Raw genomic sequence first — 26,410 nt, 5'->3', positions numbered from 1 at the left:
ATGAACGACATGGTTCTCCAGGCGCTCGACAACGGACTGCTGACCATCACCATGAACCGGCCTGACCGGCGCAATGCGCTGAATGTCGAGATGACGCAGGGGCTAGTGGCGGCGGCGCGGCGGGCGGCGGAGGACCACGAAGTGCGCGCCGTGCTGCTGAAGGGCGCCGGCGGCACGTTCTGCGTCGGCGGCGATGTCAAATCGATGGCCGCCGGCCGCGCGCCATTGCCGTTCGAGGCCAAGATGGCCAACCTGCGGCGCGGCATGGAAGTTTCGCGCATCCTGCATGAGATGCCGAAGCCGGTGGTGGCGCAGGTCGACGGCGCTGCCGCGGGCGCAGGGCTGTCCATCGCGCTCGCATGCGACATCCGCGTCGCCAGCGCATCGTGCAAGATCACCACGGCCTTCGCCAAGGTCGGGCTGTCCGGCGATTACGGCGGCACCTATTTCCTCACCCACCTGCTGGGAAGCGCCAAGGCGCGGGAGCTCTATCTGATGTCGCCCGTGCTTACCGCGCAGGAAGCGCTGGCGCTCGGCATGGTCACCCGGGTAGTCGACGATGCCGAGGTCGGAACCGCAGCCCACGACCTGGCGATGTCCTTCGCCCAGGGGCCGACGGTCACGCTCGGCTACATCAAGCGCAACATCAACAACGCCGAGCACCTCTCGCTGGAAGCCTGCTTCGATGCCGAAGCCATGCACCACTCGCGTGCCAGCGACACCGCGGACCACAAGGAGGCCGCTGCGGCCTTCGTCGAGAAACGCAAACCCGTTTTTCATGGGCATTGATATGCCGGGGGCAGGCACATGAGCCAGATGCGACTGCGTCAGATCTGTCTTGTGGCGCCGAACCTGGAGCCTGTGGTCGGCGACATCGCCGCCATCATGGGACTCGACGTCTGCTATCGCGACCCCCATGTCGCCACCTACGGTCTGGAAAACGCGCTGCTGCCGGTGGACACCATGCTGCTGGAGGTGATTGCGCCGATCGAGCCGGGCACCGCGGCCGGACGTTTCCTGGAGAAATCCGGCGGCCACGGCGGCTACATGGCGATCTTCAGTTGCGACGATCCCGACGAGCGCGGTCGCAACGCTGAAGCCATGGGCGTGCGGATCGCCAACGTCATCGACCATCCGCCCTATCACGGGGTGCAACTGCATCCGCGCGATTGCCGGGCGGCCTTCATCGAGTTCAATCACACCGACGGCAGCGACGATATCCGCGGCGCCTATCCGCCGGCGGGACCGTTCTGGCAGCGATCGATCCGCACCGAGACGACCAAGGCGCTGGTCGCGGTGGAGATCCAGTCGCCGCAGCCGGACGATCTGGCGGCGCATTGGGGCCGCATCATCGGCGTTCCCGTCAGCGGCGCCGACACCGGCGAGCCGCGGCTGGAACTGGTCAACTGCCGCTTCAACTTCGTCCATGGCGCCGTCGAGGCGATCACCGGGCTGACTTTCGGGGTCAGCGATGTCGAGGCGGTGCGCGCCGCCGCGCGGGCCCGCGGTTGTCCTTGCGCCGGCGATGCGTTCCTGTTGACCGGGGTGACATTCCACCTCGTGGCCTGATCGCATTCGCCGGCCGCTTTAGAAGACAACAACAGGACCGCAAATGACGGCCAGCGCGCGCCACCATCCGCTCGACACGTTCTTTTCGCCGTCCAGCATCGCCATCATCGGCGCGTCGCGCGATGCGATGAAGATTCCCGGCCTGCTGTTGGCGTTCCTGCGCAAGAACCAGTTTCCCGGCCGGATCTATCCGGTCAATCCGAACTATGCCGACATCGACGGGCTCAAGTGCTATCCTTCGGTCACCGCCATCGGCCAGCCGATCGATCTGGCCATCGTCATCATCCCCGCGCGTGCCGTGCTCGACGCGCTGCACGAATGCGCCGGCCTTGGTGTCAAGAATGCGGTGATCATCTCGTCGGGTTTCGCCGAGGAGGGCGGCGATGCCATTGCGATGCAGGACGCCATCGCCGGTCTGGCGAAGCGCACCGGCATGCGGATCTCCGGCCCCAATGCCGAAGGTTTCTTCAACGAGATCGGGCAGGTCGCGGCGACCTTCAGCCCGACGGTGGACGTCAGGCCGGATCAGCCGCGGTTGATCGCCACCCGGAAGCGCATCGGCATCGTCGCGCAATCCGGCGGCATCGGCTTTGCCATCTATCACCGCGCGAGAGCGCTGGGCATTGCGCTGAGCTATGTCATCTCGACCGGCAACGAGTCCGATCTCGGCGCCGGCGAATTCCTCGACTACATGGTGCAGGATCCGCTGACCGATGTGATCCTGCTGTTCATCGAAGGCATCCGCGACACCGACAGCTTTCTCGCCGCCGCTCGACGCGCGGCCGAAACCGGCAAGCCGGTGATCGTGACGAAAGTCGGCCGTTCCGGCGCCGGCGAGCGCGCCGCCGCCTCGCACACCGCCAGCATGGCCGGCTGGTCCGCGGCCTATGACGCGGTGTTCGCCAAATACGGCTTCATCGTCTCCAACGATCTCGACGAGGCCGTCACCATCGCCGCTCTGCTGATATCGACACCGCTGCCGAAGGGCGACCGCGTCGCCGTGGTCACGGTGTCCGGCGGCGCCGGCATATGGGGCGCCGACGCGCTGGCGGGGCAGGGGCTGCAGGTGCCGGAATTGTCCGCGCAGTTGCAGACGGCCATTCGCGGCCTGATCCCCTCCTATGGTTCGCCGCGCAACCCGATCGATATCACCGCACAGGCGGTGCACAGCGGCGGCCTGCAGAAGACCATCGAACTGCTCGACGAATCCGACGAGGTCGATGCCATCCTGGTGGTGATCTCGCTGTCGAGCGAGACCCGCATGCCGTTCAAGCAGCCGGAGCTTCAGCCGGTCATCGACGCCAAACGCAAGACGATCGTGTTCTGGTCCTACACGCTGCCGTCGGGTTTCGCCCGCACGGGTCTCGCAGCCTCCGGGGTGGTGGTGCTGTCCGGCCTGACGCATCTCGTGGTGGCGCTGCGCCAGATGGCGGCGCGCGCCCGTTTCAGGCCGGTCGCGCCGGTGGAGCAGCAGTCGGCCCGGCTGCCCGACCTGTCCGCGTATCTGACGGCGGCGACGCTATCCGAGTACGACAGCAAGGCTCTGTTACGCGCTGCCGGTGTTGAGTTGCCGGGCGAGATCCTGGTGCAGGAAAGGCGCACGCTCCAAAGCGAGATCGCCAGGCTCGGCTTCCCGCTGGTGCTGAAGGTGCAATCGCGCGACATTCCGCACAAGAGCGAGATCGGCGGCGTGCGTATCGACATCGCCACGGAAGACGCCGCTTTCGCTGCCTATGATGCGCTGCTGGCCAATGCGCAGCGGCTCCGGCCGGATGCCGCGATCCAGGGCGTGCTGCTCGGTCCGATGGCCGACAAGGGCGTCGAGATCATTGTCGGCACCCTGACGGACGCCACTTTCGGGCCGCTGGTGATGGTCGGGCTCGGCGGCGTCACCGCGGAACTGTTCAGGGATGTGGTGTATCGCCCGGCGCCGGTCGGTCCGGCCGAAGCCATGTCGATGCTTCGCGAGTTGAAGGCCGCAGCTCTGCTCGACGGGTTTCGCGGCGCGCCGAAGGCCGACGTGCCGGCGCTGGCTGCGCTGATCGCCCAGCTGTCGCAGATCGCCGCGGACGCGAAGGATGAGATTGCCGAGATCGAGATCAACCCGGTGCTTGTGCATGCCCTGGGCGACGGCGTCACCATCGTCGATGCGCTGGTGGTACCGAAGCCGCGACCGTAAGCTTGACGCGGCAGCCTAGTCCATCACCGCGGCATGATCGCTTGGCGCCTTCGACTGCGCGCGCAACGCCGCCTTCGATGAGCCGATCATCAGCGCCAGCGGAATCGCCAGCAGTGTCACCACCATCACCGTCTGATAATCCAGCCCGAAGGCGATGATCGTCGCCTGCAGCGTGACGATGGCGTCGGCCGCGGCGCGCCCGGCGTCGGTAGTGAGATCGAGCATCTCGCGGACGCCGGGCATCTGCAACGCGTTGTTGAACGGCGTGACGTGTTCGACCAGCACCGCATGGGCCATCCGTGTGCCCGAGGTGAGCTGCGCGATGACCAGTGAGATACCGATCGAACTGGCGACATTGCGCAACAAGGTCAGCATCGATGTGCCGTCGGTGCGCAGGTGGTTGGGCAGCGTCAGGAAGGCGACGGTGGAGAGCGGCACAAACACCAGGCCGAGGCCGAAGCCCTGCGCAATGCTGACGATGACGATCTCGGTCACGCCGGTCTGGTCGGTCCAGCGCGCGGTGAAGAACAGGCCCAGCGAGATCAGCGCCATGCCGGCCATGATCAGTGTCCGCGCCTCGATATATTTCATGAAACGGCCGACCAGCATCATGGCGACGAAGGTGCCGGAGCCACGCGTTGCCAGCAGCAGGCCGGCGGTGAGAATCGGATAGCCGATCACGTTCTGCAGGAACGGCGACGACAGCGCCATGGTCGAATACAGCACCAGGCCCATCACAGCCATGAACACGCAGCCACCGACGAAATTCTTGTCCTTGAAGATCGCAAACTGGATGAAGGGGCGGTTCGACGTCAGCGAATGCGCGAAGAAGTAATAGAAGCCGACGATGGCGATGATGGTCTCGATGATAATCTCGTTGGATTCGAGCCAGCCCAGCTGCTCGCCGCGGTCAAGCGCCAGCTGCATCGAGCCGATACCGAGCGCCAATGCGCCGAATCCGAACCAGTCGAACTTCAGTTCGGCATTGGTCTTGGTCTCGTCCATGAACACCATCAGTCCAGCCACTGTGACAATGCCGAACGGGATGTTGACGAAGAACACCCAGTGCCAGGAATAGGTTTCGGTCAGCCATGCGCCGAGCGACGGACCCATGATCGGGCCGAGCATCACGCCCATGCCCCAGATCGACATCGCCTTGGCGCGCTCGTGCAGCGCGTAGCTATCGAGCATGACGGCTTGCGACAACGGCACCAAAGCTGCTCCGAACACGCCCTGCAGCAGACGGAACAGCACCATCTGGCCGATATCCTGGGCGAGGCCGCACATCACCGAGGCGATGGTGAAGCCGGCGGAGCAGATGATGAAGATCTTCTTGCGGCCGAACCGGTTGGCAACCCAGCCGACCGGTGCGGTCATGATCGCGGCGGCGACGATGTAGGACGTCAGCACCCAGTTGACCTGGTCCTGCGAGGCCGACAGCGAGCCCTGCATATAGGGCAGCGCCACGTTGGCGATGGTGGTGTCGAGCGCCTGCATGATCGTCGCGGTCATGGCGCAGATCGTCACCATGGTCCGGCGCATGCCGGGTTGTGCAGACGAAGGGGCGGTTGCCGACGCCACCGGATCAGTCCTGCTTCGCGACGGCCGGCGACATGCCGAACAGCGCCGCCAGCGAGCGGTGATGATTGGTGTCGATCGACGTATACGAGCTCATGCCGGCCTTGAGTTTCTTCACTGCGGGATCGGCATTGTCGAGATAGATCCGCACCGGCACGCGCTGCACCACCTTGACGAAGTTGCCGGTGGCGTTCTGCGGCGGCAGGATCGCGAACTGCGCGCCGGTGCCCGGGCTCAGCGAGCCGACGGTGCCCTTGAAGACGTGGTTGGGGAACGCGTCGACGTCGATATCGACCTTCTGGCCGACCGCAATATAGGTGAAGTCGGATTCCTTCAGGTTGGCGTCGACCCACGGTTTGGAATCGTCGATGACGCTGAGGATCGGCGTGCCCGCGGCCACAAATCGGCCGAGCTGGATGTTGTCGACCTGGGTGGCAGTACCGCTCATCGGCGCGCGCAGCACCGTGTGGTCGAGGTTGCGTTGCGCCTGTTCCAGCGCTGCCTTGGCCTGGGCGTAGGGCGGGAATTGCGCAAGCGGCAGGTCGGGATTGCCGAGCAACTGGTTCTTCGCGGTGGACAGTTGCTGCTTCAGCAATTCGAGCTGCGCGCGGGCAGTCACCAGCGCGGAGCCGGCATTGTCGAGATCGAGTTGCGAGCCGAAATTGCTTTTCGCCAGCGTCGCCTTGCGTTCGACGTCGCGCTGCTTCAGGTCGGCGCCCTGCTGCATCAGGTCCTGCATCTGGCCGTAGATCTTCAAGTTGCTGACCAGGTTGTCATAGGTGGTCTGCTGCTGATCCAGCGTCGCCTGAGCCTGCTGCACGGCAAAACGGAACGGCACTGGGTCGATCTCGAACAGAACGTCGCCCGCGTTGACGTGCTGGCCCTCGCGCACCACCACCTTCTCGACCTTGCCGGAGATGTCCGGCGTGATCAGCACCTTCTGGGCGCCGACATAGGCGTCGTCGGTGGTCACGTAGCGGCCGCCGCTCAGATAGAAGGCGATGCCGCCGACCAGCGCGACGATCGGCAACGCGACCAGCAGCAAGGTTCGCCGGTAGCGTCGCAGGAAACCGGGACGGGCCGGCGCCGTGGTCGCCGAATCCCCGACAGCCTTGTCCGGAGCCCCCGTTTCGGGCGCGAGTTTCAGTGCGGGTTCAGCCATAGGTCGATTCCTTGAGCAGGTTGGGCGTCGGCGCGGGAGCGGGGTGCTGGATCGCCTCGCGGACGTTGTCCTTGACGATTTCGAGTTGGGCGACCAGCAGACGGGTATCCCCGGCGCTGAGGCCGGCCAGAGCCGTGTCCGTCAGTTCGTTGCGCAGCTGGCCGAGCTTCCGCATCAGCGGCCGGGCGGCTTCGGTGAGATACAGGCGGTTGACCCGACGATCGCTGTCGTCGCTGCGGCGTTCGATCAGGCCGAGGTCGCACAGCTTGTCGATCAACCGGGTCAGCGTGATCGGCTGGATTTCCAGCAGGTCGGCGATTTCGGTCTGCTTCAGGCCTTCAGTACGTTCCAGCTTGGCCAGAACGCTCCATTGCGCCTTGGTCAGGCCGAACCGCCGCGCCTGCTTCTCGGCATATAGCCGCAGCAGGCGCTGGGTTTCGAACAGCGCAAACAGGAAGTCGACATTGGATCCGGGCATGGTTACTCCGTATGAATGTGACATAATAAGCAATGCATATTATATCGATCCTATATCTTTTAGGGGCAGCCCTGCATGAATGGCATGGCTCCCACAGATGCGCTGGCGATCTGCCGATTTTGCGAGCGGAATCGGCGCGGACGCACTAAATGTCGGTGATGACCCTTGCCAAGCCGCATTTCCCGGCCCCCGGCCACGATCACGATCACGATCACGACCGCTGCACCGCGGACGCGATTCAGCACGCCGAAACGGTCTGCGCCGGCCGGTCGCAGAAATTCACCCCGATCCGCCGCCAGGTGCTGGGCGCCCTGCTGGGCAGCCATCGGCCGCTCGGCGCCTATGAGGTGATCGACGAACTGGCCAAGACCATGTCGCGCCCGGCGCCGATCACGGTGTACCGCGCGCTGGATTTCCTGATGGAGAACGGCCTCGTTCATCGCATCGAGAGCCGCAACGCCTTCCTGGCCTGCGCCCACGACCACGCCGAGGCGTCGATGGTGGCGTTCCTGATCTGCGACAAATGCGGCTCGGTCGGCGAGGTGCCGGCCGCCAAGGTGGCGCAGAGCCTGAACGACGCCGCGCGCACCACCGGTTTCGCACCCAAACTCTCGGTGGTGGAAATCACTGGCACCTGCGCACACTGCCAGACCGTCTGAGAACAACAGCAGCAACAAGAACAACACGGCGGCAAGCCGGACCGAGGCCCGATGTCAGCACCACCCCTCCCGATCCCGCCCGGCGGGCGCCCGCTTACCCTTGGCGCGATCGCTCTGATGCTGTTGCTATGCCTGACTTGGGGCTTCAACCAGATCGCCATCAAGCTCGTGCTGCCGGAAATCCCGCCCTATCTGCAGGCAATGCTGCGGTCCGCTGGGGCCTTGGTGGTGATTGTGGCGATCGCCGCGATCCGCGGCACGCCACTGTTTGTGCGCGACGGCACCTTGAAAATCGGATTGTCTTGCGGGGTTCTGTTCGGCGTCGAGTTCGTGCTGATCTTTCATGGCCTGGAATACACTTCGGCCAGCCGTGCCGCTGTGTTCCTGTATACGGCGCCGTTTTTCGTGGCCGCCGGTTCCTATCGGTTTCTCGGCGAGCGGCTGCGCGCCGTGCAGTGGACCGGGCTGGCGGTGAGCTTCGCCGGCGTTGCTTTTGCCATCGGCGTGCCGCAACCCGATGTCGATGCCAAGGTGCTGCTCGGCGACCTGATGGTCGTGGGCGGCGCGGTGATGTGGGCGGCGACCACCTTGTGCGTCAAGGCGACGAAGCTCGGCCGGTGCCCTCCGGAAAAGGCCTTGGGTTACCAGGTGGCGGTATCGATCCCGATCCTCGGCCTCGCGGCCTGGCTTGCCGGCGAGACCATTCCCGGCATCCCCGGCGCGTTGACGCTGGGCCTGATGGCCTGGCAGGCGATCTGGGTGGTCGGCATGACCTTCCTGGTCTGGTTCAGCCTGGTGAGGGTCTATTCCGCCAGCAAGCTGTCGGCCTTCACTTTCATCACCCCCTTGATCGGCGTCGCTGGCGGTTATCTGATCATGGGCGACCGCCTCACCCCGGCCTTCGGCGTCGCCGCGATGCTGGTCGTGGCCGGGCTGTATCTGGTGAACAAGCCGGCGTCGGTGGAGGTATGAGCGGCGGCTCGGCCGAACGAAAATGGAACAAATTGGCGTCCAAACGCCGAAAATGGCCCGCGCACGTCAGCAAATTGTCAGTATTTACCGCTATCACCCCTTATCCTAGACGCCCTGGCTGGCTATTTCAGGGCTACGGCGCACGTCACGGTGACCACTCGTCCATTGCTGAATGTCACCAAAACCTGATATTCGAGACCTCATGAACATGCTTGAAAAACCGCCGCAGAGCGATGTCGCCGGCCCGATGGCCCGGCATCGCAGCATCCAGGTCATGGTTGGCAATGTCGCCGTCGGCGGCGGGGCGCCGATCGTCGTGCAGTCGATGACCAATACCGACACAGCAGACATCCAGGGCACCATCGAGCAGGTCGCAGCCCTCTCGCGCGCCGGCTCGGAAATGGTCCGCATCACCGTGGATCGCGATGAAGCCGCTGCAGCCGTGCCGCATATCCGCGATGAGCTGCGCAAGCGCGGCATCACCACGCCGCTGATCGGCGATTTCCATTACATCGGCCACAAGCTGCTCGCCGACCATCCGGCCTGCGCCGAGGCGCTCGACAAGTACCGCATCAATCCCGGCAACGTCGGCTTCAAGGCAAAGCGCGACACCCAGTTCACCGACATCGTCGAGATGGCGCTGAAGTACAACAAGACAGTCCGGATCGGCGCCAACTGGGGCTCGCTCGATCAGGAACTGCTGACCAAGCTGATGGACGAGAACGCGCTGCTGCCGCAGCCGAAGGATGTCCGCGCGGTGACCCGCGAAGCGATGGTCCAGTCGGCCTTGCTGTCGGCCGCCCGCGCCGAGGAAATCGGCCTGCCGAAGAACCGCATGATCCTGTCGGCCAAGGTTTCGGCGGTGCAGGACCTGATCGCGGTGTATCAGACGCTCGCCGAACGTTCCGACTACGCCATCCATCTCGGCCTCACCGAAGCCGGCATGGGCTCCAAGGGCATCGTGGCGTCCTCGGCGGCGCTCGGCATCCTGCTGCAGCAGGGCATCGGCGACACCATCCGCATCTCGCTGACGCCGGAACCCGGCGGCGACCGCACGCTGGAAGTCCAGGTCGCGCAAGAATTGCTGCAGACCATGGGTTTCCGTACCTTCGTGCCGCTGGTCGCGGCATGCCCCGGCTGCGGTCGCACCACCTCGACCACGTTCCAGGAACTGGCGCGCTCGATCCAGGATTTTATCCGCGTCGAAATGCCCAGCTGGAAGACCCGCTATCCCGGCGTCGAGTCGCTGAACGTCGCCATCATGGGCTGCATCGTCAACGGCCCCGGCGAGTCCAAGCATGCCGACATCGGCATCTCCTTGCCCGGCACCGGTGAAACCCCGGCCGCGCCGGTGTTCGTCGACGGCAAGAAATTCCGCACCCTGCGCGGTCCCAACATCGCCACCGAGTTCAAGGCCATGGTGATCGACTATATCGATCACCGCTACGGCTCGGGCGCGGCGCTGCCGGCGGGAGTGGGCGCCGACGCGGCGGAGTAATATGTGGCTCGCCGGTGGGACTATCCCTCCGCCGGCGATTGCTTGCGGGCTGTGTGGCGCACGTTGAGTATTTGGACCTCCTCCGCGGCCTCGACCACCCTGTAGATGATCACATACGGATAGTTCGTAACCGTCAGCTTGCGTATTCCTGTGCGCCTTGTCTCTTCCCCCTTGAAGGGAAATTCACCAAGCGATTCGGCTCGTTCTATGATGTGTCTGGCCACCGATGCGGCTGACCTTGGGCTGTGCTTAAGAATATAAACGAAGATATCTTCAAGTTCGTTGGTCGCAGATTCTAACCAGCGAACCTTCATTTGAAATAGCGGTTGAACAGGGCCTCCACTGCGCCGTCGGGTGCAAAGCGTCCCGCATCGGCATCCGCTATGCTGCGTTCAATCGCGGCATAATCTTCTTCGTTAAGTTCGTGCTCAATCTGACGACCAGCCTCGATCTCGCCAACGAAACGAATAAGTTTGTCCTGGTCCTCTTCGGGCCAGGCTGCGACGCGATCCAAAAGGATTTCGAGGCTCTCTCTCGTCATCGAGTCAAACTAGCAGATTTTTATCTCCATCGCACCAGATTTAGGTCGAGCGCCGCCTCACAATGGCAGCGTCCGATACTCCCGGTTCGCAATACTCGCCTCCTCCAGGTCGAGATCGCGCTCGATCCGGCGCCGGCTTTCGTCGGTGATCTTGCCGTCGCGCAACTGCACGTGGATGAACTTGCGCTCCGCCGCGATCAACTCGCGGACCAGGTCGGTGCCGAGCGCCGAGGCGCCCTCGTTGTCGGGGTCGAGGCCGTCCGGCAACTGGCCGGAGCGGGTCTCGTGGCGGGCGCGCAGCAGCTTGACGACTTCGTCCGATAGTTCGCGATCGTCGGTCATGGCGTCGAGCGACGCCAGCGCTGCCGCGAGCGCTTCCCGGCGGGCCGCGATTTCCGCCTCGTGCTCGGCCACCACTTCCTCGCGGCCGGTGCGGCCCATGCCGAGCAGTTTGACGACGACCGGCAGGCCGAGGCCGAAGCCGACCAGCGTCACCAGGATGACGTTGAACGCTACGAACAGGATCAGGTCGCGCGACGGAAAGCCTTCGCCGGAGGGCAGCGCAAACGGCAGCGCCAGCGCCGCCGCCAACGAGACCGCGCCGCGCACCCCGGTGAATGCGACTACGAAGGTCCAGCGCCAGTTCGGTGCCGGGTCGCTCTTGCGCAAAGCGGGGCTGAAGAAGCGCGGCAGGTAGATCGCCGGATAGACCCAGGCGAAGCGGGCCACGACGATCACCACGGCGACCAGCGCCGACGCCAGCATGATGTCGTCGAACGGGAACGCCTTGGATTTCTCGAGCAACAGGCGCATCTGGAAACCGGTGAGCAGGAACAGCAGCCCCTCGATCAGGTAGATCATCAGGTCCCAGAAGAAGATGCCCTGCAGGCGTGTGGCGGCGGAGATCAGCAGCGGCCCGTTCCAGCTGATGTAGAGGCCGCAGGCCACGGTGGCGATGATGCCGGAACCGCCGAAGTGTTCGGGAATGAGATAGGCCACATAGGGCGTCAGCAGCGACAGGGTGATCTCGACCTGCGGGTCGCGCGCGCGGTGACGCAGGCGCAGGCTGAGCCAGCCGACGAAAAGGCCGAACGCCAGTTCGCAGGCCAGGATGGCGGCAAAGGTGCCCGCGGCCTTGGGCAGCGAAAATGCGCCGGTGGAGATCGCCACGACAGCGAAGCGGTACAGGATCAGCGTGGTGGCGTCGTTGGCAAGGCCCTCGCCCTCAAGCACCACCAGCATGCGGCGCGGCAGCCCGAGCCGGCGCGCAATGGCCAGCGGCGCTACTACATCGGGCGGCGCGACGATGGCGCCGAGCAGGAAGCCGACGCCCCAAGGCAGGCCAATCAGGTAATGCGTTGCGGTCGCCACCAGGCAGGCGGTGAAGATCACGCAGCCCACTGCCAGCAAGGTAATGATGCGCAGGTTGCCGCGAAACTCGCGCCAGCTCATGGCGACGGAAGCCGAATAGATCAGCGGCGGCAGCACCACCAGCAGCACCAGTTCGGGCGGCAGTTCGACCGTCGGCATGCCCGGCACGAAGGCCAGCGCGATGCCGGCCAGCAGCGACAGGATGGCGGGAGCGACATCGATCCGCCGCGCGACATAAGCGGTGCCCGCGAGCGCCGCGAGCAGGATCAGGAAAATCTGGAACTTGGCTTCCACGCGGGCAGTTTCCTGTGAGCGTCCAATTTGCCTGTCGGGACTTCGAGGTCAATGCGGAGGAGAAAGAAGCGGTCAGATCGCGCTGGCTGCGATGTTGACCATCAGCGCCACCAGAGCGGTGTTGTAGATGAAGGACACGATGCCGTGCGCGGTGGCGGTGCGGCGGATGCCCTTGGTGGTGATGCCGACATCCGAGACCTGCGCGGTCATACCGACCACGAAGGAGAAATACACGAAGTCCCAGTAGTCCGGATCTTCAGGCTTGTCGCCGGCGGGGAAGGTAAGGCCGCCGGGCTTGGCGCCGCGATAGTATTCGTGGGCGTAATGCAGCGCGAAGATCGTGTGCACCGCCGCCCAGGACAGCGCGATGGTGGCCGTGGCCAACCCCAACTCCCACGGCGTGCGATGGCCCTGGCCGAGCTCGAACACGATGGCCGCGATGCTCGCGAAGGCGCCGAACGCCGCCACCAGAAGGATGAAGACGCTGCCGTCGTCCTGCAGGATGGCGTTGCGGCGGATATGCGCCAGCCCGCAGCGCGACATCATCCACAGCACCAGAACCAGATAGAACGCTACGAATACGTCCCAGCCGATCAGCAGCCGGGTGACCAGCCGCATCGAATCCGGCAACATGAAGAACGCCACGAAGCCCAATGCCATGGCGAGAAAGGTGCGCGGTCTCCCGTAGACGATGCGCACCGGCTTCGGCAGTTTGCGGAAACGCGCGAGAAGCTCGTCGACCTCTTTCTTGGCCGGCGTCGCCACCGTCAATTCTTGCGTTCGGCGACGAAGCGGGCAGCGGCGCGCAGCACGTCGCCCTTGGCGCCGAAGATCGACAAGGCGGCGTCCGCGGTGGCGATCAGGTCGCTGACGCGCTGCTTGGCGCCAGCTACGCCGAGCTGGGTCACGAAGGTGGTCTTGCCGAGGGCGGCGTCGGCGCCGGCAGGCTTGCCGAGCGAGGCGGCATCGCCTTCGACGTCGAGCAGGTCGTCGGCGATCTGGAACGCTTCGCCGAGCGCGCGGCCGTAATCGTCGAGCGCCTTGTACTGGTCAGGGGTGGCCTGGCCGAGCAGCGCGCCGGCGATGCAGCCGAAGCGCAGCAGCGCACCGGTCTTCATCTGCTGCACGCGCGCCACGTCGACCGGTCCGGTATCGCCAAAACGGCCTTCGCCGGCCAGATCGAGCATCTGGCCGCCGACCATGCCGCCGAGGCCGGCGCAGCGCGCCAGCGCCCGGGTCAGCAGCAGGCGAACCGTGGCATCGGAGTGGATCTCGTCCCGCGTGACGATGTCGAAAGCCAGCGTCAGCAGCGCGTCGCCGGCGAGGATCGCGGTGGCGTCGTCGGTGGCCTTGTGCAGGGTGGGGCGGCCGCGGCGCAGGTCGCTGTTGTCCATCGCCGGCAGGTCGTCATGGATCAGCGAATAGCAGTGGATGCATTCCAGCGCAGCGCCGACCAGCAGCGCGGCCTCGCGCGGCACGCCGAACACGGCGGCGCTCTCCACCACCAGGAACGGCCGCAGCCGCTTGCCGCCGCCCAGGCTGGAATAGCGCATGGCGTCCATCAGCCGCTTCGGGCGCGCAATCTCGTCCGGCTCAACGCCGTCGCCGAGCAGCCGGCCGAGCACGGCTTCGGTGTCCTCGGCGGTCTGGTCCAGGCGGGTGGCAAAATCGGTGGTGGCAACGCCGGTCATCAAGAATAGCTCCAGATCGAAATTTGGCGGACAATCGTTCATGGCAAAGGCCACGTCAATTCTGGGAGGCGCTGCTGGCAGGGTTCTTCGGCCGGATCCGTCCGGCAAGCTTAACCGCCTTGAAAAATGCGCGGAATCCCCGCTTGATGAGCGCAATCGTGCACGCGCGGGACGCTTGTGCCCCCGACAGACGGAAGTCCTGACTTTGCGCATTGCCCGCCGCCTGTTGCTGATCGCGCTGCTGCTCCTGCTGCTGCCCTATATCCTGACGCCACTCTATAGCGCCGGCCACCCGGTCTCGGCGCTAATGGCCTGGCGCTGGGTCACCGGGGCGCCGGTGGCGCGGCAATGGATCGATCTGGCCGCCATGGCGCCATCGCTGCCGCGCAGCGTGGTGGGCTCGGAGGACGCCAAATTCTGTAGTCATCACGGCATTGACTGGGATTCGCTGCAGAACGCCATCGAGGACGCCCAGGAGGGCGAGGTCTCCGGCGGTGGTTCCACCATTACCCAGCAGGTGGCGAAGAACCTGTTCCTGTGGCCCGGCCGCAGCGTGGTCCGCAAGGCGCTCGAGTTCCCGCTGGCGCTGTGGATCGATCTGGTGCTGTCCAAGCAGCGCATCCTGGAAATCTATCTGAATATCGCTGAAATGGGCCCGTCCGGGCAGTTCGGGGCCGAGGCCGGGTCGCAATATGCGTTCGGGCGCTCGGCCGCCGCCCTGACATCGCGCGAGGCGGCGCTGCTGGCGGCCATCCTGCCCAACCCGGTCACCCGCAGCGCCAGGACGCCGGGACCGGGGGTGCGCCGCTTGGCCTCCACCTACCAGGCGCGGGCGCAGGCGGCAGAACTGCAGCGCTGCTGGGGGTAGACGTGATCATTCCGGCCGGCGCCGCGGTCTGGCGGTGTCCCGGAACCACGAGGGGAGCGAATTTTCCCGCGCCAGCGCCCTAGCATTGCCGTCCTCGTTCCGTTATAAGCGCGGCCTTATCAGCGATTTTGCCTGCGCCACCGGCGCCGGGCCGTCCGTTCGCGGATGAAAACCGCACCAACAGACAAGACCTGCAAGGACCATCCCATGGCCGTTCCGAGAAGAAAAACATCGCCGTCGCGACGTGGCATGCGCCGTTCAGCCGACGCGATCAAGACCCCGACCTATGCGGAAGACAAGGATTCCGGCGAGCTGCGCCGTCCGCATCATCTCGATCTGAAGACCGGCATGTATAAGGGCCGCCAAGTCCTGAAGAAGAAAGAGTCCTGATCGCCGGTTGAGGCGACGTCGCACCTGCGGCGTACCTCGCGGTCTTTTCTGGATTAAGGCCCCGGCATCAGCAAGCGGGTCGACGCGCGAGCGGGCGGGTACAGGCAAACTGTATTTCCGCCCGAATTCGCTCCAACTTTAGAGCTAAGACGCTCTTGCGGGCGCGTCACATCAGGCACTGCCTGAGAGTGGTATGTCCCCCTCGTTTCCTCGCTTGCAAAAAGGCCTCGCCGATGTTCCCGCTGCTGCTGATCCCGCTGGCGATCTGCAACATCATCGTGTTCCTGATGCCCGGCCTGTCGCTTTCGGCGCCGTTGATCACGCTGCCGTTGATGTCAGGCGCGAGCTGGCCGGTGACGCTCAGTGACGTGCTGCTGGCCTTCGGCGTGGTGCTGCTGCTGCTCGAGGTGATGAAGGCGCGGCAGCCCGGTGCGAAATACTTCACCGACCATTTCCTGTCGCTGCTGGTGTTCGGCGGCGCTGCTGCGGAATTCCTGCTGCTGCCGCAGTTCGGCACCTCCACCTTCTTCCTGCTGACGCTGATTGCGCTGGTCGATTTCCTCGCCGGCTTGGCGTTGCGGGTACGCCGTCCGCGCCGCGTGGCGGCCGTGGCGCCGGCCCCGGTGCAGGAACCGGCCCGGGTCGACCCCGCGCCGCGCTACGAGCCGGAACCTGCTCCGGCACCGGTGGTGGTGCCCGCCGCTCCGGTGGCAGAAGCCGCTCCGCTGGATCATCACGAGCCGAAGTTCGAAACCAAGGCGCCGGAGATCGTGGTGCACGACCCGTCGCCCCAAGTTTCACCTCCCCGGTCTCGCCGCCTCAGGTGTCGTCGCCTCAGGTCTCGTCACCCGACCTGCAGCCGGACAACGGCTCGCACCCATCGCGCGACATTCCGCCCGCGCGCTGATCGCTTCAAGCCGTCCGATAGGTACGCAGGCCGTTCGGCTGCGCTGGCTGGTTCTGGTTGGCCGAGGCACGGTATGCCGCCTCGACATCGGAGATTGCCGCGCGCCGCAACACCCGCGTCTGCGGATCCTGCTCGGCCATGGCAATCAGATGCGTCAGGAAGGTTGGGTCGGGGCGTGACAGCCCTGACGACAGCGTTGCTGTGGGGGCAGCGGGGCTGACCTGCACCAGCGCGACGCTGGCTCTGGGCACCACCACATCACCGGCGCGCCGCATCTGAACGGCGGGACGGCTGGCGAGCGGGCTGATATCGGCGATCGGCATGCGCAGGATCCGGTTGTCTCATTTTGGGTCACAATGAGCCCTGTCCTGTCTGCTTCGCAAGGGGCGTGCCGCCTGGGTGCGGATTGGCGGCCACGGAAAATGATACCGGCGGCGGTAACGTTTGTTAATTCTTTAGGAACTTTACCTAGTCTGCGCCGCGACGGTCGCCCTATTCTCAACCATTCTCAATTGGCGAATCACCCTGCAGCGTCCCAAAATGAGGCGACTTTGACATCCGCCGCACCTCCGAACCTTCCTGATTCGCCCAGCGCCACAGCCTCAGAGCGCGCTCCGTCGCAGCCAGAGGCATCCGCCATCCTCGCTGCGCTCGGCCATGCCGCCTTTGTCTGGGATCTTGCCAGCGACGCCATGGTCTGGACCGAGCAGGCCGCGTCGGTATTCGCAGATATCCCGCCGGACTTTCTGGCCACCGGCAGCCGTCTGGCGACGCTCATCGAGCCGCAGCGCAGCATCCGTTCCGACGTGCTGACGCGCACGCCGCCGTCGGATCGCGGTGAGAGCGTGCCGTATCGCATCGAATATGGCGTGCGCGCCAGCAGCAGCGCCGCGGTGTTGTGGATCGAGGAAAGCGGCGCCTGGTTCGCTGGCACTGACGGCAAGCCGGCACGCGTGCAAGGCATCGTGCGCGTCAACAACGAGCGCCATGCGCGCGAAGAGCAACTGGTGCAGTTGGCGCAGCACGACCCAGTGACCGGTGAACTCAACCGGGTGCATCTGGTGGCCTCGCTGGCAGAGGCGGTCGAGGAGACCGCGCGCTTCCGCTCCTCCTTTGCCTTCATGCTGATCGGCATCGATCACCTGTCACGAATCAACGAGGCCTTCGGCTTCGACGTCGCCGACGAAGTGATTCGCGAGGTCGCACGGCGCATCCGCCTCAGGCTGCGGGGCGGCGATGTGCTGGGCCGCTTCTCCGGCAACAAGTTAGGACTGATCCTGAAGAACTGCAGCGTCGATGACGCCAACGTTGCTGCTGAACGCTTCCTGCAGGGTATTCGCGACGAAGTGGTTCCGACGAAATCCGGCCCGGTGTCGGTGACCGCGACGATCGGTGCGGTCAGCGTGCCGCGCTATGCGCGCAGCGTCGACGAGGCGATGAATCGCGCCCAGGAAACCCTCGATATGGCCTGCAAGCGGCGGCTCGGCTCCTATGCGACGTGGCGACCGAACGTGGAGCGGGATGCGCAGCGCCGGGTCAACATCCGCGTCACCGACGAGATCGTCACCGCGCTGAACGAGCGCCGCATCGTGATGGCGTTCGAGCCGGTGGTTCGGGCCGGGTCGCGCGATGCCGCCTTTTACGAATGCCTGGTGCGGATGCGTCAGGAAGACGGTCAGCTGCTGCTGGCGCCGGACATCGTGCCGGTGGCGGAGAAGCTCGGCCTGATCCGGCTGGTCGATCATCGCGTGCTTGAACTGGTGGTCGCCGAGCTTTCGGCGTCGCCGAACATCCAGCTCAGCCTCAACATCTCGCCGGGCACCACCATGGATCCCGACTGGTGGGCCTGTGTCGAATCGATGATGCGCGCCAACCCCGGTGCCGCCGAGCGGCTGATCGTGGAAATCACCGAGACCGTGGCAATCCAGGACCTCGATGACGTGCGCGGCTTCGTCTCCCGGGTGAAGGATTTCGGCGGTCGCATCGCCATCGACGATTTCGGCGCCGGCTACACGTCGTTCCGCAACCTGCGCAAGCTCGGCGTCGACATCGTCAAGATCGACGGTGCCTTCGTGCAGAACCTCGCCCGCTCCGCGGACGACCGGGCCTTCGTGCAGACGCTGATCGATCTCAGCCGGCGGCTCCGGATCAAGACGGTGGCGGAATGGGTGCAGGATGACGAATCGGAAGCGTTGCTGCGCGATTGGGGCTGCGACTACATCCAGGGCAGACTGATCGGCCTGGCCTCGCCGCAGCGGCCATGGCTCTCGTCGGACTCGTCCTCGGTGCCCGCGGCGGGCTGATCGGCCGCCGCGTCACACTCTGGATCAATCGTCCTTGTGCTCTTTCTCGGCTTCCCGAACGGGCTCTTTCGACATCCGCTCGAGCCGTTCCTGCATGTCCTTCATCTGGCGGCGCAGGTCGTCCATGGAGTCGGCTTCCACGGCCGGCTCCGGGGCGCGCTGAGGTTCGGCCGCAGCGCTGCCGCCACGTGGCGGCACGAACGGCTTGAACATCGAGAAGGTCTGCTGAAACAGTTCCATGTTGCGGCGGACATGCTCCTCCAGCGGCGCGAACGGCGTCATGCTGAAGGTGTTAGTCATCTGCTTGCGGAACTGCTCCTGCTCGCGGGTCAGCGAATCGATGGACTGCTCGAGATATTTCGGCACCACCATCTGCATGCTGTCGCCGTAGAACCGAATCAGCTGGCGCAGGAAGGTGGTCGGCAGCAGGTTCTGGCCGGCCTTATTTTCCTGTTCGAAGATGATCTGCGCCAGCACGGAGCGGGTGATGTCGTCGCCGGTCTTGGCGTCGTAGACGAGGAAATCCTCGCCGTCCTTCACCATCGCGGCGAGATCCTCAAGCGTCACGTAGGTGCTTGTTCCGGTATTATAAAGCCGGCGATTAGCGTATTTCTTGATCGTCGTAGGCTGGTCTGTTTTCGCCATGGGCTCACACATACGTACCGAGGACAGGAACCCGCCGGCATCGCGCCGTAGGGGAGGCATACGAGCTACGCAACGCAGCAAGGAAAGCACGATCATGACGCTTCCGCTACCGTTTTGTGCGGCACGGTTAAGATCAAGGCGATGAAGCTGCTCAGGAATGTGCCAAGAACTCCATTTTGAGTGCGATGCGGCGGGATTTTCCGTGCTTGCCAATTGACAGGGTCGCACGGGGTTAACAGGATGGTTTCACCCACTTAGATCAAAGACCCGGAATGACAGGGCGCGCTACAACGGCCGCTCTCGTCCAAAAACCTCAAGCCAAGGAGATGTCCATGTCCGACGATGTCGTCATCGTCAGCGCCGCCCGCACCCCGGTCGGCAGCTTCAACGGCGCCTTTGCCACCATGCCGGCCCATGACCTCGGCGCCATCGCCATCAAGGCGGCTCTGGAACGCGGCGGCATCGAGCCGGGCCGCGTCTCGGAAGTCATCATGGGTCAGATCCTGACCGCGGCCCAGGGCCAGAACCCGGCGCGTCAGGCCTCGATCGCCGCCGGCATCCCGGTGGAAAGCCCGGCCTGGGGCGTCAACCAGCTGTGCGGCTCCGGCCTGCGCACTGTCGCGCTGGGCTATCAGGCGCTGCTCAACGGCGATCTCGGAGATCGTCGTCGCCGGCGGCCAGGAATCCATGAGCATGGCGCCGCATGCGCAATATCTGCGCGCCGGCATCAAGATGGGTCCGGTGGAGTTCGTCGACACCATGATCAAGGACGGGCTGTGGGATGCCTTCAACGGCTATCACATGGGCAACACCGCCGAGAACGTGGCGCGGCAATACCAGATCACCCGCGCGCAGCAGGACGAGTTCGCGGTTCACTCGCAGAACAAGGCCGAAGCGGCGCAGAAGGCCGGCAAGTTCAAGCAGGAAATCGTCCCCGTCACCATCAAGTCGCGCAAGGGAGACATCATCGTCGATACCGATGAATACCCGCGTCACGGCGCCACCATCGAGGCGATGGGCAAGCTCAAGCCGGCGTTCGAGAAGGACGGCACCGTCACCGCCGGCTCGGCCTCCGGCATCAACGACGGCGCCGCCGTTGTCGTGCTGATGACCGCCAAGCAGGCAGCCAAGGAAGGCAAGACCGTGCTCGGCCGCATCGTGTCGTGGGGTCAGGCGGGCGTCGATCCGAAGATCATGGGCACCGGGCCGATCCCGGCATCGCGCGCCGCGCTGAAGAAGGCCGGCTGGACCATCAACGATCTCGACCTGATCGAGGCCAACGAGGCCTTTGCGGCGCAGGCCTGCGCCGTCAACAAGGATCTCGGTTGGGATACGTCGAAGGTCAACGTCAATGGCGGCGCCATCGCCATCGGCCATCCCGTCGGCGCATCCGGCGCCCGCGTGCTGGTGACGCTGTTGCACGAGATGGAAAAGCGCGATGCGAAGAAGGGCCTCGCGACTCTTTGCATCGGCGGCGGCATGGGCATCGCGATGTGCATTGCACGCGACTAATCCTGCGGCGCGGGATGATGAAAACATCATCTCGCGAGTGCACTGCACACACTGCTAAACAAAACGCTCGGCATTCGTGCCGGGCGTTTTTTCTTGATGTTGGTCAATGCGACGGCTTAATTCAGAACGACATATTCGAGAGCTACATAAGAAGACCGAGGGGAGGAGTTCGATATGGCGCGTGTTGCATTGGTCACCGGAGGGACGCGGGGAATTGGTGCTGCGATCAGCAAGGCGTTGAAGGCAGCCGGCTATCATGTCGCGGCCAGCTACGCCGGCAACGATGCGGCGGCGGACAAATTCAAGGCCGACACCGGCATTCCTGTCTACAAATGGGACGTCAGCTCGTTCGACGCCTGCGCCACCGGAGTCAAGCAGGTGGAGACCGATCTCGGCCCGGTCGACGTGCTGGTCAATAATGCCGGCATCACCCGCGACGGCGCATTTCACAAAATGACGCTCGAGCAGTGGAATGCGGTGATCAACACCAATCTCGGTTCGCTGTTCAACATGACGCGACAGGTGATCGAGGGCATGAGGGCGCGCAAATTCGGCCGCGTCATCAACATCTCCTCCATCAACGGCCAGAAGGGCCAGTTCGGCCAGGTGAATTATTCGGCAGCCAAGGCCGGCGACATCGGCTTCACCAAGGCGCTGGCGCTGGAAACTGCGCGGGCTGGCATCACCGTCAATGCGATCTGTCCGGGCTACGTCAACACGGAGATGGTGCAGGCGGTGCCCAAGGACGTGCTGGAGAAGAGCATTCTGCCGCTGATCCCGGTCAATCGCCTCGGCGAGCCCGAGGAAATCGCCCGCGCTGTGGTGTTCCTCGCCGCCGACGAGGCCGGCGGCATCACCGGCGCCACCATGTCGATCAATGGCGGGCAATACATGGCGTGATGATTTCTTGCCCTCCCCTGGAGGGGAGGGTGAAGGAAGCGCCCTCTTTATCAAATTGAACTGGCTTCCATGTCTCCCCGCACTGCGACGCTGATCGGACTGACGGCCATCCTGATGTGGTCGCTGCTGTCGATGCTGACCGTGGCCACAGGAGCGGTGCCGCCGTTCCAGCTGGCCGCGATGACATTTGCGATCGGCGCGCTGGCCGCTGCCGCGGGCTGGATCGGTCGGCCTGCGGCGGTTCGTGCGTTGCGGCAGTCGCCGGTGGTGTGGCTGGTCGGCGTCGGCGGGCTGTTCGGCTATCACGCATTGTATTTCGCAGCATTGCGGCTGGCGCCGCCGGCCGAAGCCGGCCTCTTGAACTATCTGTGGCCGCTGCTGATCGTGCTGTTCTCCGCGCTGCTGCCCGGCGAACGGCTGGCGCCGCATCACATCATCGGCGCCTTGCTCGGCCTTGCCGGCACCGTGCTGCTGCTGGTCGGCAATGTGCATTTCGTGCTGGAGGCGGCGCCTCAGCTGATCGGGCTTGGGCTGGCTTTCGTCGCCGCCTTCGTCTGGGCCGGCTATTCGGTGTTGTCGCGCCGACTCAAGGCGGTGCCGACCGATGCGGTGGCCGGTTTCTGCATGGCCACCGCGCTGCTGGCAGCAGCCACCCATCTGGCGGTCGAGACCACGGTCTGGCCGGGCAGCGTCACGGCGTGGCTCGCCGTCGTCGCGCTCGGCATCGGTCCGGTGGGAGCCGCGTTCTACGCCTGGGACATCGGCATGAAGCGTGGCGACATCCGCGTGCTGGGCGCTGCGTCCTATGCCACGCCGCTGTTGTCGACCGCATTCCTGATCCTGGCCGGCTATGCGCAGCCGTCAGCCAACATCGCCATCGCCGCGGTACTGATCGCCGGCGGCGGGTTGATCGCGGCGAAGGATATGTTGGGGAAGCGGAGTTAGAGCTGCAAGCAGGCGGAAAGCCCCACGCTCGACTGTCATCGCCCGGCTTGACCGGGCGAGCCAGTAAACGCTGTCGTTGCGGATGATATCGGCGGCAAACACGAACGCCGTCGGCTACTGGATCGCCCGGTCCCGGCGCGCAATTGCGCGCCAGGCCGGGCGACGACAACTGAATTCTGGGCAGCTATGCGGGCATCCAGTCCTTCGGCGCCAGTTCGAATGTCGCAAAATCGAATCCGGGCGCCACGGTGCAGCCGACCAGCGTCCAGTCGCCGGTGGTCGCCGCGGCCTGCCAGGCGTGAACAGGCACGATGGCCTGCGGCATTTCGCCCGCGGCCAGATCGGGGCCGAGCACGATGGTGCGCTCGCCCTGGGCGTCGGCGATACGAAGCGTCAGGGCACTGCCTGCGTAGTAGTGCCAGATCTCCACCGCATCGATGCGATGCCAATGCGAGGACTCGCCGCGTGCCAGCAGGAAGTAGATCGCGGTGGACAGCGAGCGTCCGTCCGCATCCACCCGGGCATCGCGAAACGTCTCGCGAAAATGCCCGCCTTCGGGATGCGGCCTGAGATCGAGCCGCGCGATGATCTCGGCCGCGGTCTCTGTCACGACTTGTTCTTGCGCTCGCGCAGTTCGGCGAACACGTCGTCGGCGCTGGCACCCTTCAGCCGCACGCCGGCGGCGACGGTCGGCTCGTCGGCGCGCAGGAATACGTTGGTCTGCTTCTCGTCGCCGAGCAGCGCGGGAATGGTCGGCTGTCCCGCCGCACGCAGCTGCGCCACCTGCGCGGCGCGCGCCTGCAGCGCGGCATTGCCGGGCTCGATGCCGAGCGCGAACTTGACGTTGGCGGCGGTATATTCATGGCCGCAATACAGCCGGAAATCGTCGGGCAGCGCGCGCAACTTGATCAGCGACTGCCACATCATCGGATAGCTGCCCTCGAACACCCGGCCGCAGCCGCCTGAGAACAGGGTGTCGGCGGCGAACAGCGCCTTGTCCTCGTCGAACACATAGGAGACATGGTCGAGGGTGTGGCCTGGCGTTTCCAGCACCCGCGCCAGCAGCGTGCCGACCTTGACGATGTCGCCCTGGGCGACGCGCACATCCACCAGCGGGATCGGCGCGGTCTGGTCGTACGGCGCCACCACGCGGCAGTTGTACTGCTGCTTGAGCTCCTTGATGCCGCCGACATGATCGGCGTGGTGATGGGTGACCAGGATGTCGGTGAGCTGCCAGCCTTCGCGCTCGAGCACCCTGATGATGGGACCGGCTTCGGGGGCATCGATCGAGGCGGTGGCACCGCTCTGCGGATCGTGAATCAGATAGCCGAAATTGTCGGTCAGGCAGGTGAACAGGCGAATTTCGGCGGCCATCATGTCTCCGGGATCTGATCGGACAGAGCCATGACATATGGCGTTAACGATCAGTCGGCAATGCGTGATTGGTGGCCCCATCGTGTGGGGCGACGTGCTAGATTTGCCCGATGACCATCGACGTGATCGATCTCCGGGATTTCTATTCGCGCCGCCTCGGTATTGTGGCGCGGCGGCTGATCAATCGCGGCATCCACGCGCAATGGCCGCATGTCCAGGGCCAGCGCGTGCTCGGGATCGGCTACCCCACGCCCTATCTCGGCCTGTTCCGCGAAGACTGCGAGCGCTGTATCGCCTTCATGCCGGCGGCACAGGGCGTGCTGAAATGGCCGACCGCGAAGCCGGCCCTCGCCGCTCTGGTCGACGAGTTCTCGCTGCCGCTGCCCGATGCCGCCGTGGACCGCATCCTGCTGGTCCATGCGCTGGAGATGTGTGACGATCCCGAGGGCCTGTTGCGCGAGGTGTGGCGGGTGCTGGCGCCGTCCGGCCGCGTGCTGGCGGTGATCCCGAATCGGCGCGGCGTCTGGACCCGCACCGACAACACGCCGTTCGGCCACGGCCGGCCCTATTCGCGCTCCCAGATCACGCAACTGTTACGCCAGACCTGGTTCACGCCCACGTCGTGGAGCGAGGCGCTGTTCATGCCGCCGTTTGGCGGCGGCTGGTTCCTGCGGTCGGCGATGGCCTGGGAGAAGGTGGGCGCGGCGCTGTCGCTGCCCTTCGCCGGAGTCCACATCGTCGAGGCCACCAAGCAGGTTTACCGCGCGATTCCGGCGCATCGCGAGCGCACGCGGCTGATTCCGGCGCTGCAGCCGGTGCTGGTACCGTCATCCCTTCAGCGCGACGAGGACGGCGTCCCCGAAGCCGAGCCGCAATCGCGATGAGCGGACTCTTAACCAAACCGAGCAGCTTTTCGGCAGATCCGGCGTTTCGGCCGCAATTCGGCCCCGGCACGAAGTTTTAACTTAACGCGACCAAGGGTAATCGAGGGTATCGGGAACCCCGCTGCTGCGGCCGGTTGGCTTGCGAGCAGGGGGCTTCCGGATAAGTTCGCCCATGCTACGGGCATGGACGGTGGATTTTGGGGTGCGTTGTGCCCATCGGCTGCGGAGCTTCATTTTGATCAATCGCTCGCTCGCTCGCGCGCTCGTCACGTCGGTTGTGCTTGCGACCGGCATGGTGCTGGCCGGCTGCAATAGCGACGAGATTTCACTGGCCAACAACGCCAAGGCCAACAAGCCGATCCCCGAGAAGCTCATCGCCGAGATGCAGGCCAAGGACATGGACCCGCAGTCGCCGATGCTGGTGCGCGTGTTCAAGCAGGAGGCCGAGCTCGAGGTCTGGAAGCAGACCCGCTCCGGTCAGTTTGCGCTGCTCAAGACCTACCCGATCTGCCGCTGGTCCGGCGATCTCGGCCCCAAGGTCAGGGAAGGCGACCGGCAGGCGCCGGAAGGCTTCTACAACATCACGCCGGCGCAGATGAATCCGCAGTCGGCCTACTACCTGTCGTTCAACACCGGCTACCCCAATGCATTCGACAAGTCGCTGGGACGCACCGGCTCGCAGCTGATGGTGCACGGCGATTGCTCGTCGCGCGGCTGCTACGCCATGACCGACGAACAGATCTCGGAAATCTATACGCTCGGTCGCGAGTCCTTCTTCGGCGGCCAGCGCTCGTTCCAGTTCGCGGCATTCCCCTTCAGGATGACGCCGGTGAACATGGCGAGGCATCGCAACAACCCGAACATGCCGTTCTGGAAGATGATCAAGCAGGGCTACGATCATTTCGAGGTGACGCGGCAGGAGCCCAAGGTCGAGTTCTGCGAGAACAAGTACGTGTTCGATCCGGCGCTGCCGGCGAACACGAACATGTCGCGGGCGCCGGTGTTCAACGCCTCCGCCAAGTGCCCGGCCTATACGATTCCGCCGGAGATCGCCGATGCGGTCGCCGCCAAGCAACAGCAGGATGACGCCAAGACTGCCGAACTGATCGCCAAGGGGACGCCTGTGGCCATGCGCCGGCCGGACATCGACGGCGGCATGAACAAGGTATTCGCTTCCAAGATCCCGGACGGCTCCACCGGCCTGTCTGAACCGGACGTCCCGGGCATGCAGACCGCGGCCTATGCGCGCGCGCCCGGCACCATCCCGCCGCACGTCAACCCGCCCAAGCCCAACATCGCGCCGAGCTCGGCGTCGCTGTTCGCCGCCTCGGATGAGCCGGTGGTGGCGGTGACGCCGGCCACCCGCGTCGCATCGGCGTCGTCGGAGGGTGGCTTCTTCAGCAACCTGGCGAAGAAAGTCGGGATCGGCGGCGCGTCCGAGACGACGGCAACCGCAAAAGTCGCATCGCCGGAAAAGCCCAAGCCGGCCGTAATCAAGCCCGCCGCCGCGGCACCGGCAGCGAAGCCGGTAGAAACCAAGCACGTCGCAACGGCCGCCAAGCCTCAGCTCAAGCCGACTGTCGCCGAGCAGTCCGCTGCCGCCGCGACGCCCGCCGGCAATGCCCTGGCTGGCGCTGCTGCTGTGGTGCCCGCCAACTCGTTCGACTCCCGCTTCTCGGCGGCCAGGTAG

At 65.0% G+C, this 26,410-nt stretch carries 25 protein-coding genes and 1 pseudogene; 15 read left to right on the top strand and 11 right to left on the bottom strand.

Annotated elements, in window-relative coordinates; translation table 11 throughout:
• Genes ONR75_RS31360 through ONR75_RS31350 form a run of 3 tightly spaced genes read left to right on the top strand, consistent with a single transcriptional unit; the run spans position 1 to position 3,748 of the window.
• Positions 1-789 (top strand): enoyl-CoA hydratase, encoded by a 789-nt coding sequence (locus tag ONR75_RS31360; RefSeq protein ID WP_265083867.1) that lies wholly within the window; start codon positions 1-3, stop codon positions 787-789.
• 18 nt (positions 790-807) lie between these two features.
• Positions 808-1,569, top strand: a complete 762-nt coding sequence (locus ONR75_RS31355; protein ID WP_265080679.1) for a hypothetical protein — start codon at positions 808-810, stop codon at positions 1,567-1,569.
• 43 nt (positions 1,570-1,612) lie between these two features.
• Positions 1,613-3,748 carry an acetate--CoA ligase family protein gene (locus ONR75_RS31350; RefSeq protein ID WP_265080678.1) on the top strand — a complete coding sequence of 712 codons (2,136 nt, stop codon included), beginning with the start codon at positions 1,613-1,615 and terminating at the stop codon, positions 3,746-3,748.
• Positions 3,749-3,763: 15 nt separating this feature from the next.
• Here ONR75_RS31350 and ONR75_RS31345 read toward each other — a convergent pair whose 3' ends face one another.
• Genes ONR75_RS31345 through ONR75_RS31335 form a run of 3 tightly spaced genes read right to left on the bottom strand, consistent with a single transcriptional unit; the run spans position 3,764 to position 6,966 of the window.
• Positions 3,764-5,290, bottom strand: coding sequence for an MDR family MFS transporter (locus ONR75_RS31345; RefSeq protein WP_265080677.1), 1,527 nt, complete (start codon positions 5,288-5,290; stop codon positions 3,764-3,766).
• Positions 5,291-5,333: 43 nt separating this feature from the next.
• Positions 5,334-6,488 (bottom strand): HlyD family secretion protein, encoded by a 1,155-nt coding sequence (locus tag ONR75_RS31340; protein ID WP_265080676.1) that lies wholly within the window; start codon positions 6,486-6,488, stop codon positions 5,334-5,336.
• Positions 6,481-6,966: a MarR family winged helix-turn-helix transcriptional regulator gene (locus tag ONR75_RS31335; protein WP_265080675.1), complete on the bottom strand. Its 486-nt coding sequence runs from the start codon at positions 6,964-6,966 to the stop codon at positions 6,481-6,483. Before ONR75_RS31335 ends, ONR75_RS31340 begins: the two co-directional genes overlap by 8 nt.
• A gap of 158 nt (positions 6,967-7,124) precedes the next feature.
• On the opposite strand from ONR75_RS31335, the gene ONR75_RS31330 reads away from it, so the two are divergent.
• From ONR75_RS31330 to ispG, 3 genes are all read left to right on the top strand, one after another.
• Positions 7,125-7,625, top strand: a complete 501-nt coding sequence (locus ONR75_RS31330; RefSeq protein WP_265083866.1) for a Fur family transcriptional regulator — start codon at positions 7,125-7,127, stop codon at positions 7,623-7,625.
• A 117-nt stretch (positions 7,626-7,742) separates the two neighbouring features.
• The gene (locus ONR75_RS31325) at positions 7,743-8,597 is read left to right on the top strand and encodes a DMT family transporter (RefSeq protein WP_413776408.1); all 855 of its coding nucleotides are present in this window, start codon (positions 7,743-7,745) and stop codon (positions 8,595-8,597) included.
• 202 nt (positions 8,598-8,799) lie between these two features.
• On the top strand, positions 8,800-10,095 hold the full coding sequence (gene ispG / locus ONR75_RS31320) for a flavodoxin-dependent (E)-4-hydroxy-3-methylbut-2-enyl-diphosphate synthase (RefSeq protein ID WP_265080673.1): 1,296 nt from the start codon (positions 8,800-8,802) through the stop codon (positions 10,093-10,095).
• A gap of 20 nt (positions 10,096-10,115) precedes the next feature.
• On the opposite strand, the gene ONR75_RS32990 is transcribed toward ispG, so the two are convergent.
• The 5 genes from ONR75_RS32990 to ONR75_RS31300 all read right to left on the bottom strand — a co-directional run bounded on the left by ONR75_RS32990 (position 10,116) and on the right by ONR75_RS31300 (position 13,992).
• On the bottom strand, positions 10,116-10,409 hold the full coding sequence (locus ONR75_RS32990) for a type II toxin-antitoxin system RelE/ParE family toxin (protein WP_413776407.1): 294 nt from the start codon (positions 10,407-10,409) through the stop codon (positions 10,116-10,118).
• Complete coding sequence (locus ONR75_RS31315) at positions 10,406-10,609, bottom strand: hypothetical protein (protein WP_265080672.1); 204 nt, start codon at positions 10,607-10,609, stop codon at positions 10,406-10,408. Before ONR75_RS31315 ends, ONR75_RS32990 begins: the two co-directional genes overlap by 4 nt.
• 84 nt (positions 10,610-10,693) lie before the next feature.
• Positions 10,694-12,301, bottom strand: a complete 1,608-nt coding sequence (locus ONR75_RS31310; RefSeq protein ID WP_265080671.1) for a Na+/H+ antiporter — start codon at positions 12,299-12,301, stop codon at positions 10,694-10,696.
• 72 nt (positions 12,302-12,373) lie between these two features.
• Complete coding sequence (locus ONR75_RS31305; RefSeq protein ID WP_265080670.1) at positions 12,374-13,066, bottom strand: DUF1345 domain-containing protein; 693 nt, start codon at positions 13,064-13,066, stop codon at positions 12,374-12,376.
• A 2-nt stretch (positions 13,067-13,068) separates the two neighbouring features.
• Positions 13,069-13,992, bottom strand: a complete 924-nt coding sequence (locus ONR75_RS31300; protein WP_265080669.1) for a polyprenyl synthetase family protein — start codon at positions 13,990-13,992, stop codon at positions 13,069-13,071.
• A 205-nt stretch (positions 13,993-14,197) separates the two neighbouring features.
• Here ONR75_RS31300 and mtgA point away from each other — a divergent pair, with 205 nt between their 5' ends.
• The 4 genes from mtgA to ONR75_RS31275 all read left to right on the top strand — a co-directional run bounded on the left by mtgA (position 14,198) and on the right by ONR75_RS31275 (position 18,460).
• The gene (gene mtgA / locus ONR75_RS31295; protein ID WP_265080668.1) at positions 14,198-14,860 is read left to right on the top strand and encodes a monofunctional biosynthetic peptidoglycan transglycosylase; all 663 of its coding nucleotides are present in this window, start codon (positions 14,198-14,200) and stop codon (positions 14,858-14,860) included.
• A 207-nt stretch (positions 14,861-15,067) separates the two neighbouring features.
• Positions 15,068-15,250, top strand: a complete 183-nt coding sequence (rpmF, locus tag ONR75_RS31290) for a 50S ribosomal protein L32 (RefSeq protein WP_184257785.1) — start codon at positions 15,068-15,070, stop codon at positions 15,248-15,250.
• A gap of 233 nt (positions 15,251-15,483) precedes the next feature.
• Positions 15,484-16,377 (top strand): hypothetical protein, encoded by an 894-nt coding sequence (locus ONR75_RS31285; RefSeq protein ID WP_320109676.1) that lies wholly within the window; start codon positions 15,484-15,486, stop codon positions 16,375-16,377.
• Between the two features lie 418 nt (positions 16,378-16,795).
• Positions 16,796-18,460 carry a bifunctional diguanylate cyclase/phosphodiesterase gene (locus ONR75_RS31275; protein ID WP_265083865.1) on the top strand — a complete coding sequence of 555 codons (1,665 nt, stop codon included), beginning with the start codon at positions 16,796-16,798 and terminating at the stop codon, positions 18,458-18,460.
• A 24-nt stretch (positions 18,461-18,484) separates the two neighbouring features.
• On the opposite strand, the gene phaR is transcribed toward ONR75_RS31275, so the two are convergent.
• Positions 18,485-19,105, bottom strand: a complete 621-nt coding sequence (phaR, locus tag ONR75_RS31270) for a polyhydroxyalkanoate synthesis repressor PhaR (protein WP_265083864.1) — start codon at positions 19,103-19,105, stop codon at positions 18,485-18,487.
• Between the two features lie 332 nt (positions 19,106-19,437).
• Between phaR and ONR75_RS31265 the strand changes: the two are divergent.
• From ONR75_RS31265 to ONR75_RS31255, 3 genes and pseudogenes are all read left to right on the top strand, one after another.
• A pseudogene (locus tag ONR75_RS31265) lies at positions 19,438-20,617 on the top strand (acetyl-CoA C-acetyltransferase).
• A gap of 174 nt (positions 20,618-20,791) precedes the next feature.
• A complete protein-coding gene (gene phbB / locus ONR75_RS31260) occupies positions 20,792-21,517 on the top strand; it encodes an acetoacetyl-CoA reductase (RefSeq protein ID WP_265080666.1) in 726 nt (241 codons plus the stop codon).
• Between the two features lie 69 nt (positions 21,518-21,586).
• Positions 21,587-22,462 carry a DMT family transporter gene (locus tag ONR75_RS31255; protein ID WP_265080665.1) on the top strand — a complete coding sequence of 292 codons (876 nt, stop codon included), beginning with the start codon at positions 21,587-21,589 and terminating at the stop codon, positions 22,460-22,462.
• Between the two features lie 184 nt (positions 22,463-22,646).
• Here ONR75_RS31255 and ONR75_RS31250 read toward each other — a convergent pair whose 3' ends face one another.
• Together ONR75_RS31250 and gloB are read right to left on the bottom strand one after the other, a co-directional pair.
• On the bottom strand, positions 22,647-23,072 hold the full coding sequence (locus ONR75_RS31250; RefSeq protein WP_265080664.1) for a cupin domain-containing protein: 426 nt from the start codon (positions 23,070-23,072) through the stop codon (positions 22,647-22,649).
• Positions 23,069-23,836: a hydroxyacylglutathione hydrolase gene (gene gloB / locus ONR75_RS31245; protein ID WP_265080663.1), complete on the bottom strand. Its 768-nt coding sequence runs from the start codon at positions 23,834-23,836 to the stop codon at positions 23,069-23,071. Before gloB ends, ONR75_RS31250 begins: the two co-directional genes overlap by 4 nt.
• Before the next feature lie 110 nt (positions 23,837-23,946).
• On the opposite strand from gloB, the gene ONR75_RS31240 reads away from it, so the two are divergent.
• Positions 23,947-24,720 (top strand): methyltransferase domain-containing protein, encoded by a 774-nt coding sequence (locus ONR75_RS31240; RefSeq protein ID WP_265080662.1) that lies wholly within the window; start codon positions 23,947-23,949, stop codon positions 24,718-24,720.
• Between the two features lie 235 nt (positions 24,721-24,955).
• Positions 24,956-26,410 (top strand): L,D-transpeptidase family protein, encoded by a 1,455-nt coding sequence (locus ONR75_RS31235; protein ID WP_265080661.1) that lies wholly within the window; start codon positions 24,956-24,958, stop codon positions 26,408-26,410.

This window comes from Rhodopseudomonas sp. P2A-2r, from assembly GCF_026015985.1.
Taxonomy (GTDB): Bacteria; Pseudomonadota; Alphaproteobacteria; order Rhizobiales; family Xanthobacteraceae; genus Tardiphaga.
Note: the sequence above shows the minus strand (reverse complement) of the source record. Positions and strands in the feature narration are given on the sequence as shown.

Bases quoted from the DNA above. Each gene is read 5' to 3' on its own strand.
- ONR75_RS31345 (WP_265080677.1), bottom strand. From the start codon at position 5,290: ATGCGCCGGACCATGGTGACGATCTGCGCCATGACCGCGACGATCATG.
- ONR75_RS31285 (WP_320109676.1), top strand. From the start codon at position 15,484: ATGTTCCCGCTGCTGCTGATCCCGCTGGCGATCTGCAACATCATCGTG.
- phbB (WP_265080666.1), top strand. From the start codon at position 20,792: ATGGCGCGTGTTGCATTGGTCACCGGAGGGACGCGGGGAATTGGTGCT.
- ONR75_RS31300 (WP_265080669.1), bottom strand. From the start codon at position 13,992: ATGACCGGCGTTGCCACCACCGATTTTGCCACCCGCCTGGACCAGACC.
- gloB (WP_265080663.1), bottom strand. From the start codon at position 23,836: ATGGCCGCCGAAATTCGCCTGTTCACCTGCCTGACCGACAATTTCGGC.
- ONR75_RS31255 (WP_265080665.1), top strand. From the start codon at position 21,587: ATGTCTCCCCGCACTGCGACGCTGATCGGACTGACGGCCATCCTGATG.
- ONR75_RS31355 (WP_265080679.1), top strand. From the start codon at position 808: ATGAGCCAGATGCGACTGCGTCAGATCTGTCTTGTGGCGCCGAACCTG.
- ONR75_RS31360 (WP_265083867.1), top strand. From the start codon at position 1: ATGAACGACATGGTTCTCCAGGCGCTCGACAACGGACTGCTGACCATC.
- ONR75_RS31350 (WP_265080678.1), top strand. From the start codon at position 1,613: ATGACGGCCAGCGCGCGCCACCATCCGCTCGACACGTTCTTTTCGCCG.
- ONR75_RS31330 (WP_265083866.1), top strand. From the start codon at position 7,125: ATGACCCTTGCCAAGCCGCATTTCCCGGCCCCCGGCCACGATCACGAT.
- ONR75_RS31325 (WP_413776408.1), top strand. From the start codon at position 7,743: ATGCTGTTGCTATGCCTGACTTGGGGCTTCAACCAGATCGCCATCAAG.
- ONR75_RS31240 (WP_265080662.1), top strand. From the start codon at position 23,947: ATGACCATCGACGTGATCGATCTCCGGGATTTCTATTCGCGCCGCCTC.
- ONR75_RS31335 (WP_265080675.1), bottom strand. From the start codon at position 6,966: ATGCCCGGATCCAATGTCGACTTCCTGTTTGCGCTGTTCGAAACCCAG.
- ONR75_RS32990 (WP_413776407.1), bottom strand. From the start codon at position 10,409: ATGAAGGTTCGCTGGTTAGAATCTGCGACCAACGAACTTGAAGATATC.
- ispG (WP_265080673.1), top strand. From the start codon at position 8,800: ATGAACATGCTTGAAAAACCGCCGCAGAGCGATGTCGCCGGCCCGATG.
- ONR75_RS31340 (WP_265080676.1), bottom strand. From the start codon at position 6,488: ATGGCTGAACCCGCACTGAAACTCGCGCCCGAAACGGGGGCTCCGGAC.
- phaR (WP_265083864.1), bottom strand. From the start codon at position 19,105: ATGGCGAAAACAGACCAGCCTACGACGATCAAGAAATACGCTAATCGC.
- rpmF (WP_184257785.1), top strand. From the start codon at position 15,068: ATGGCCGTTCCGAGAAGAAAAACATCGCCGTCGCGACGTGGCATGCGC.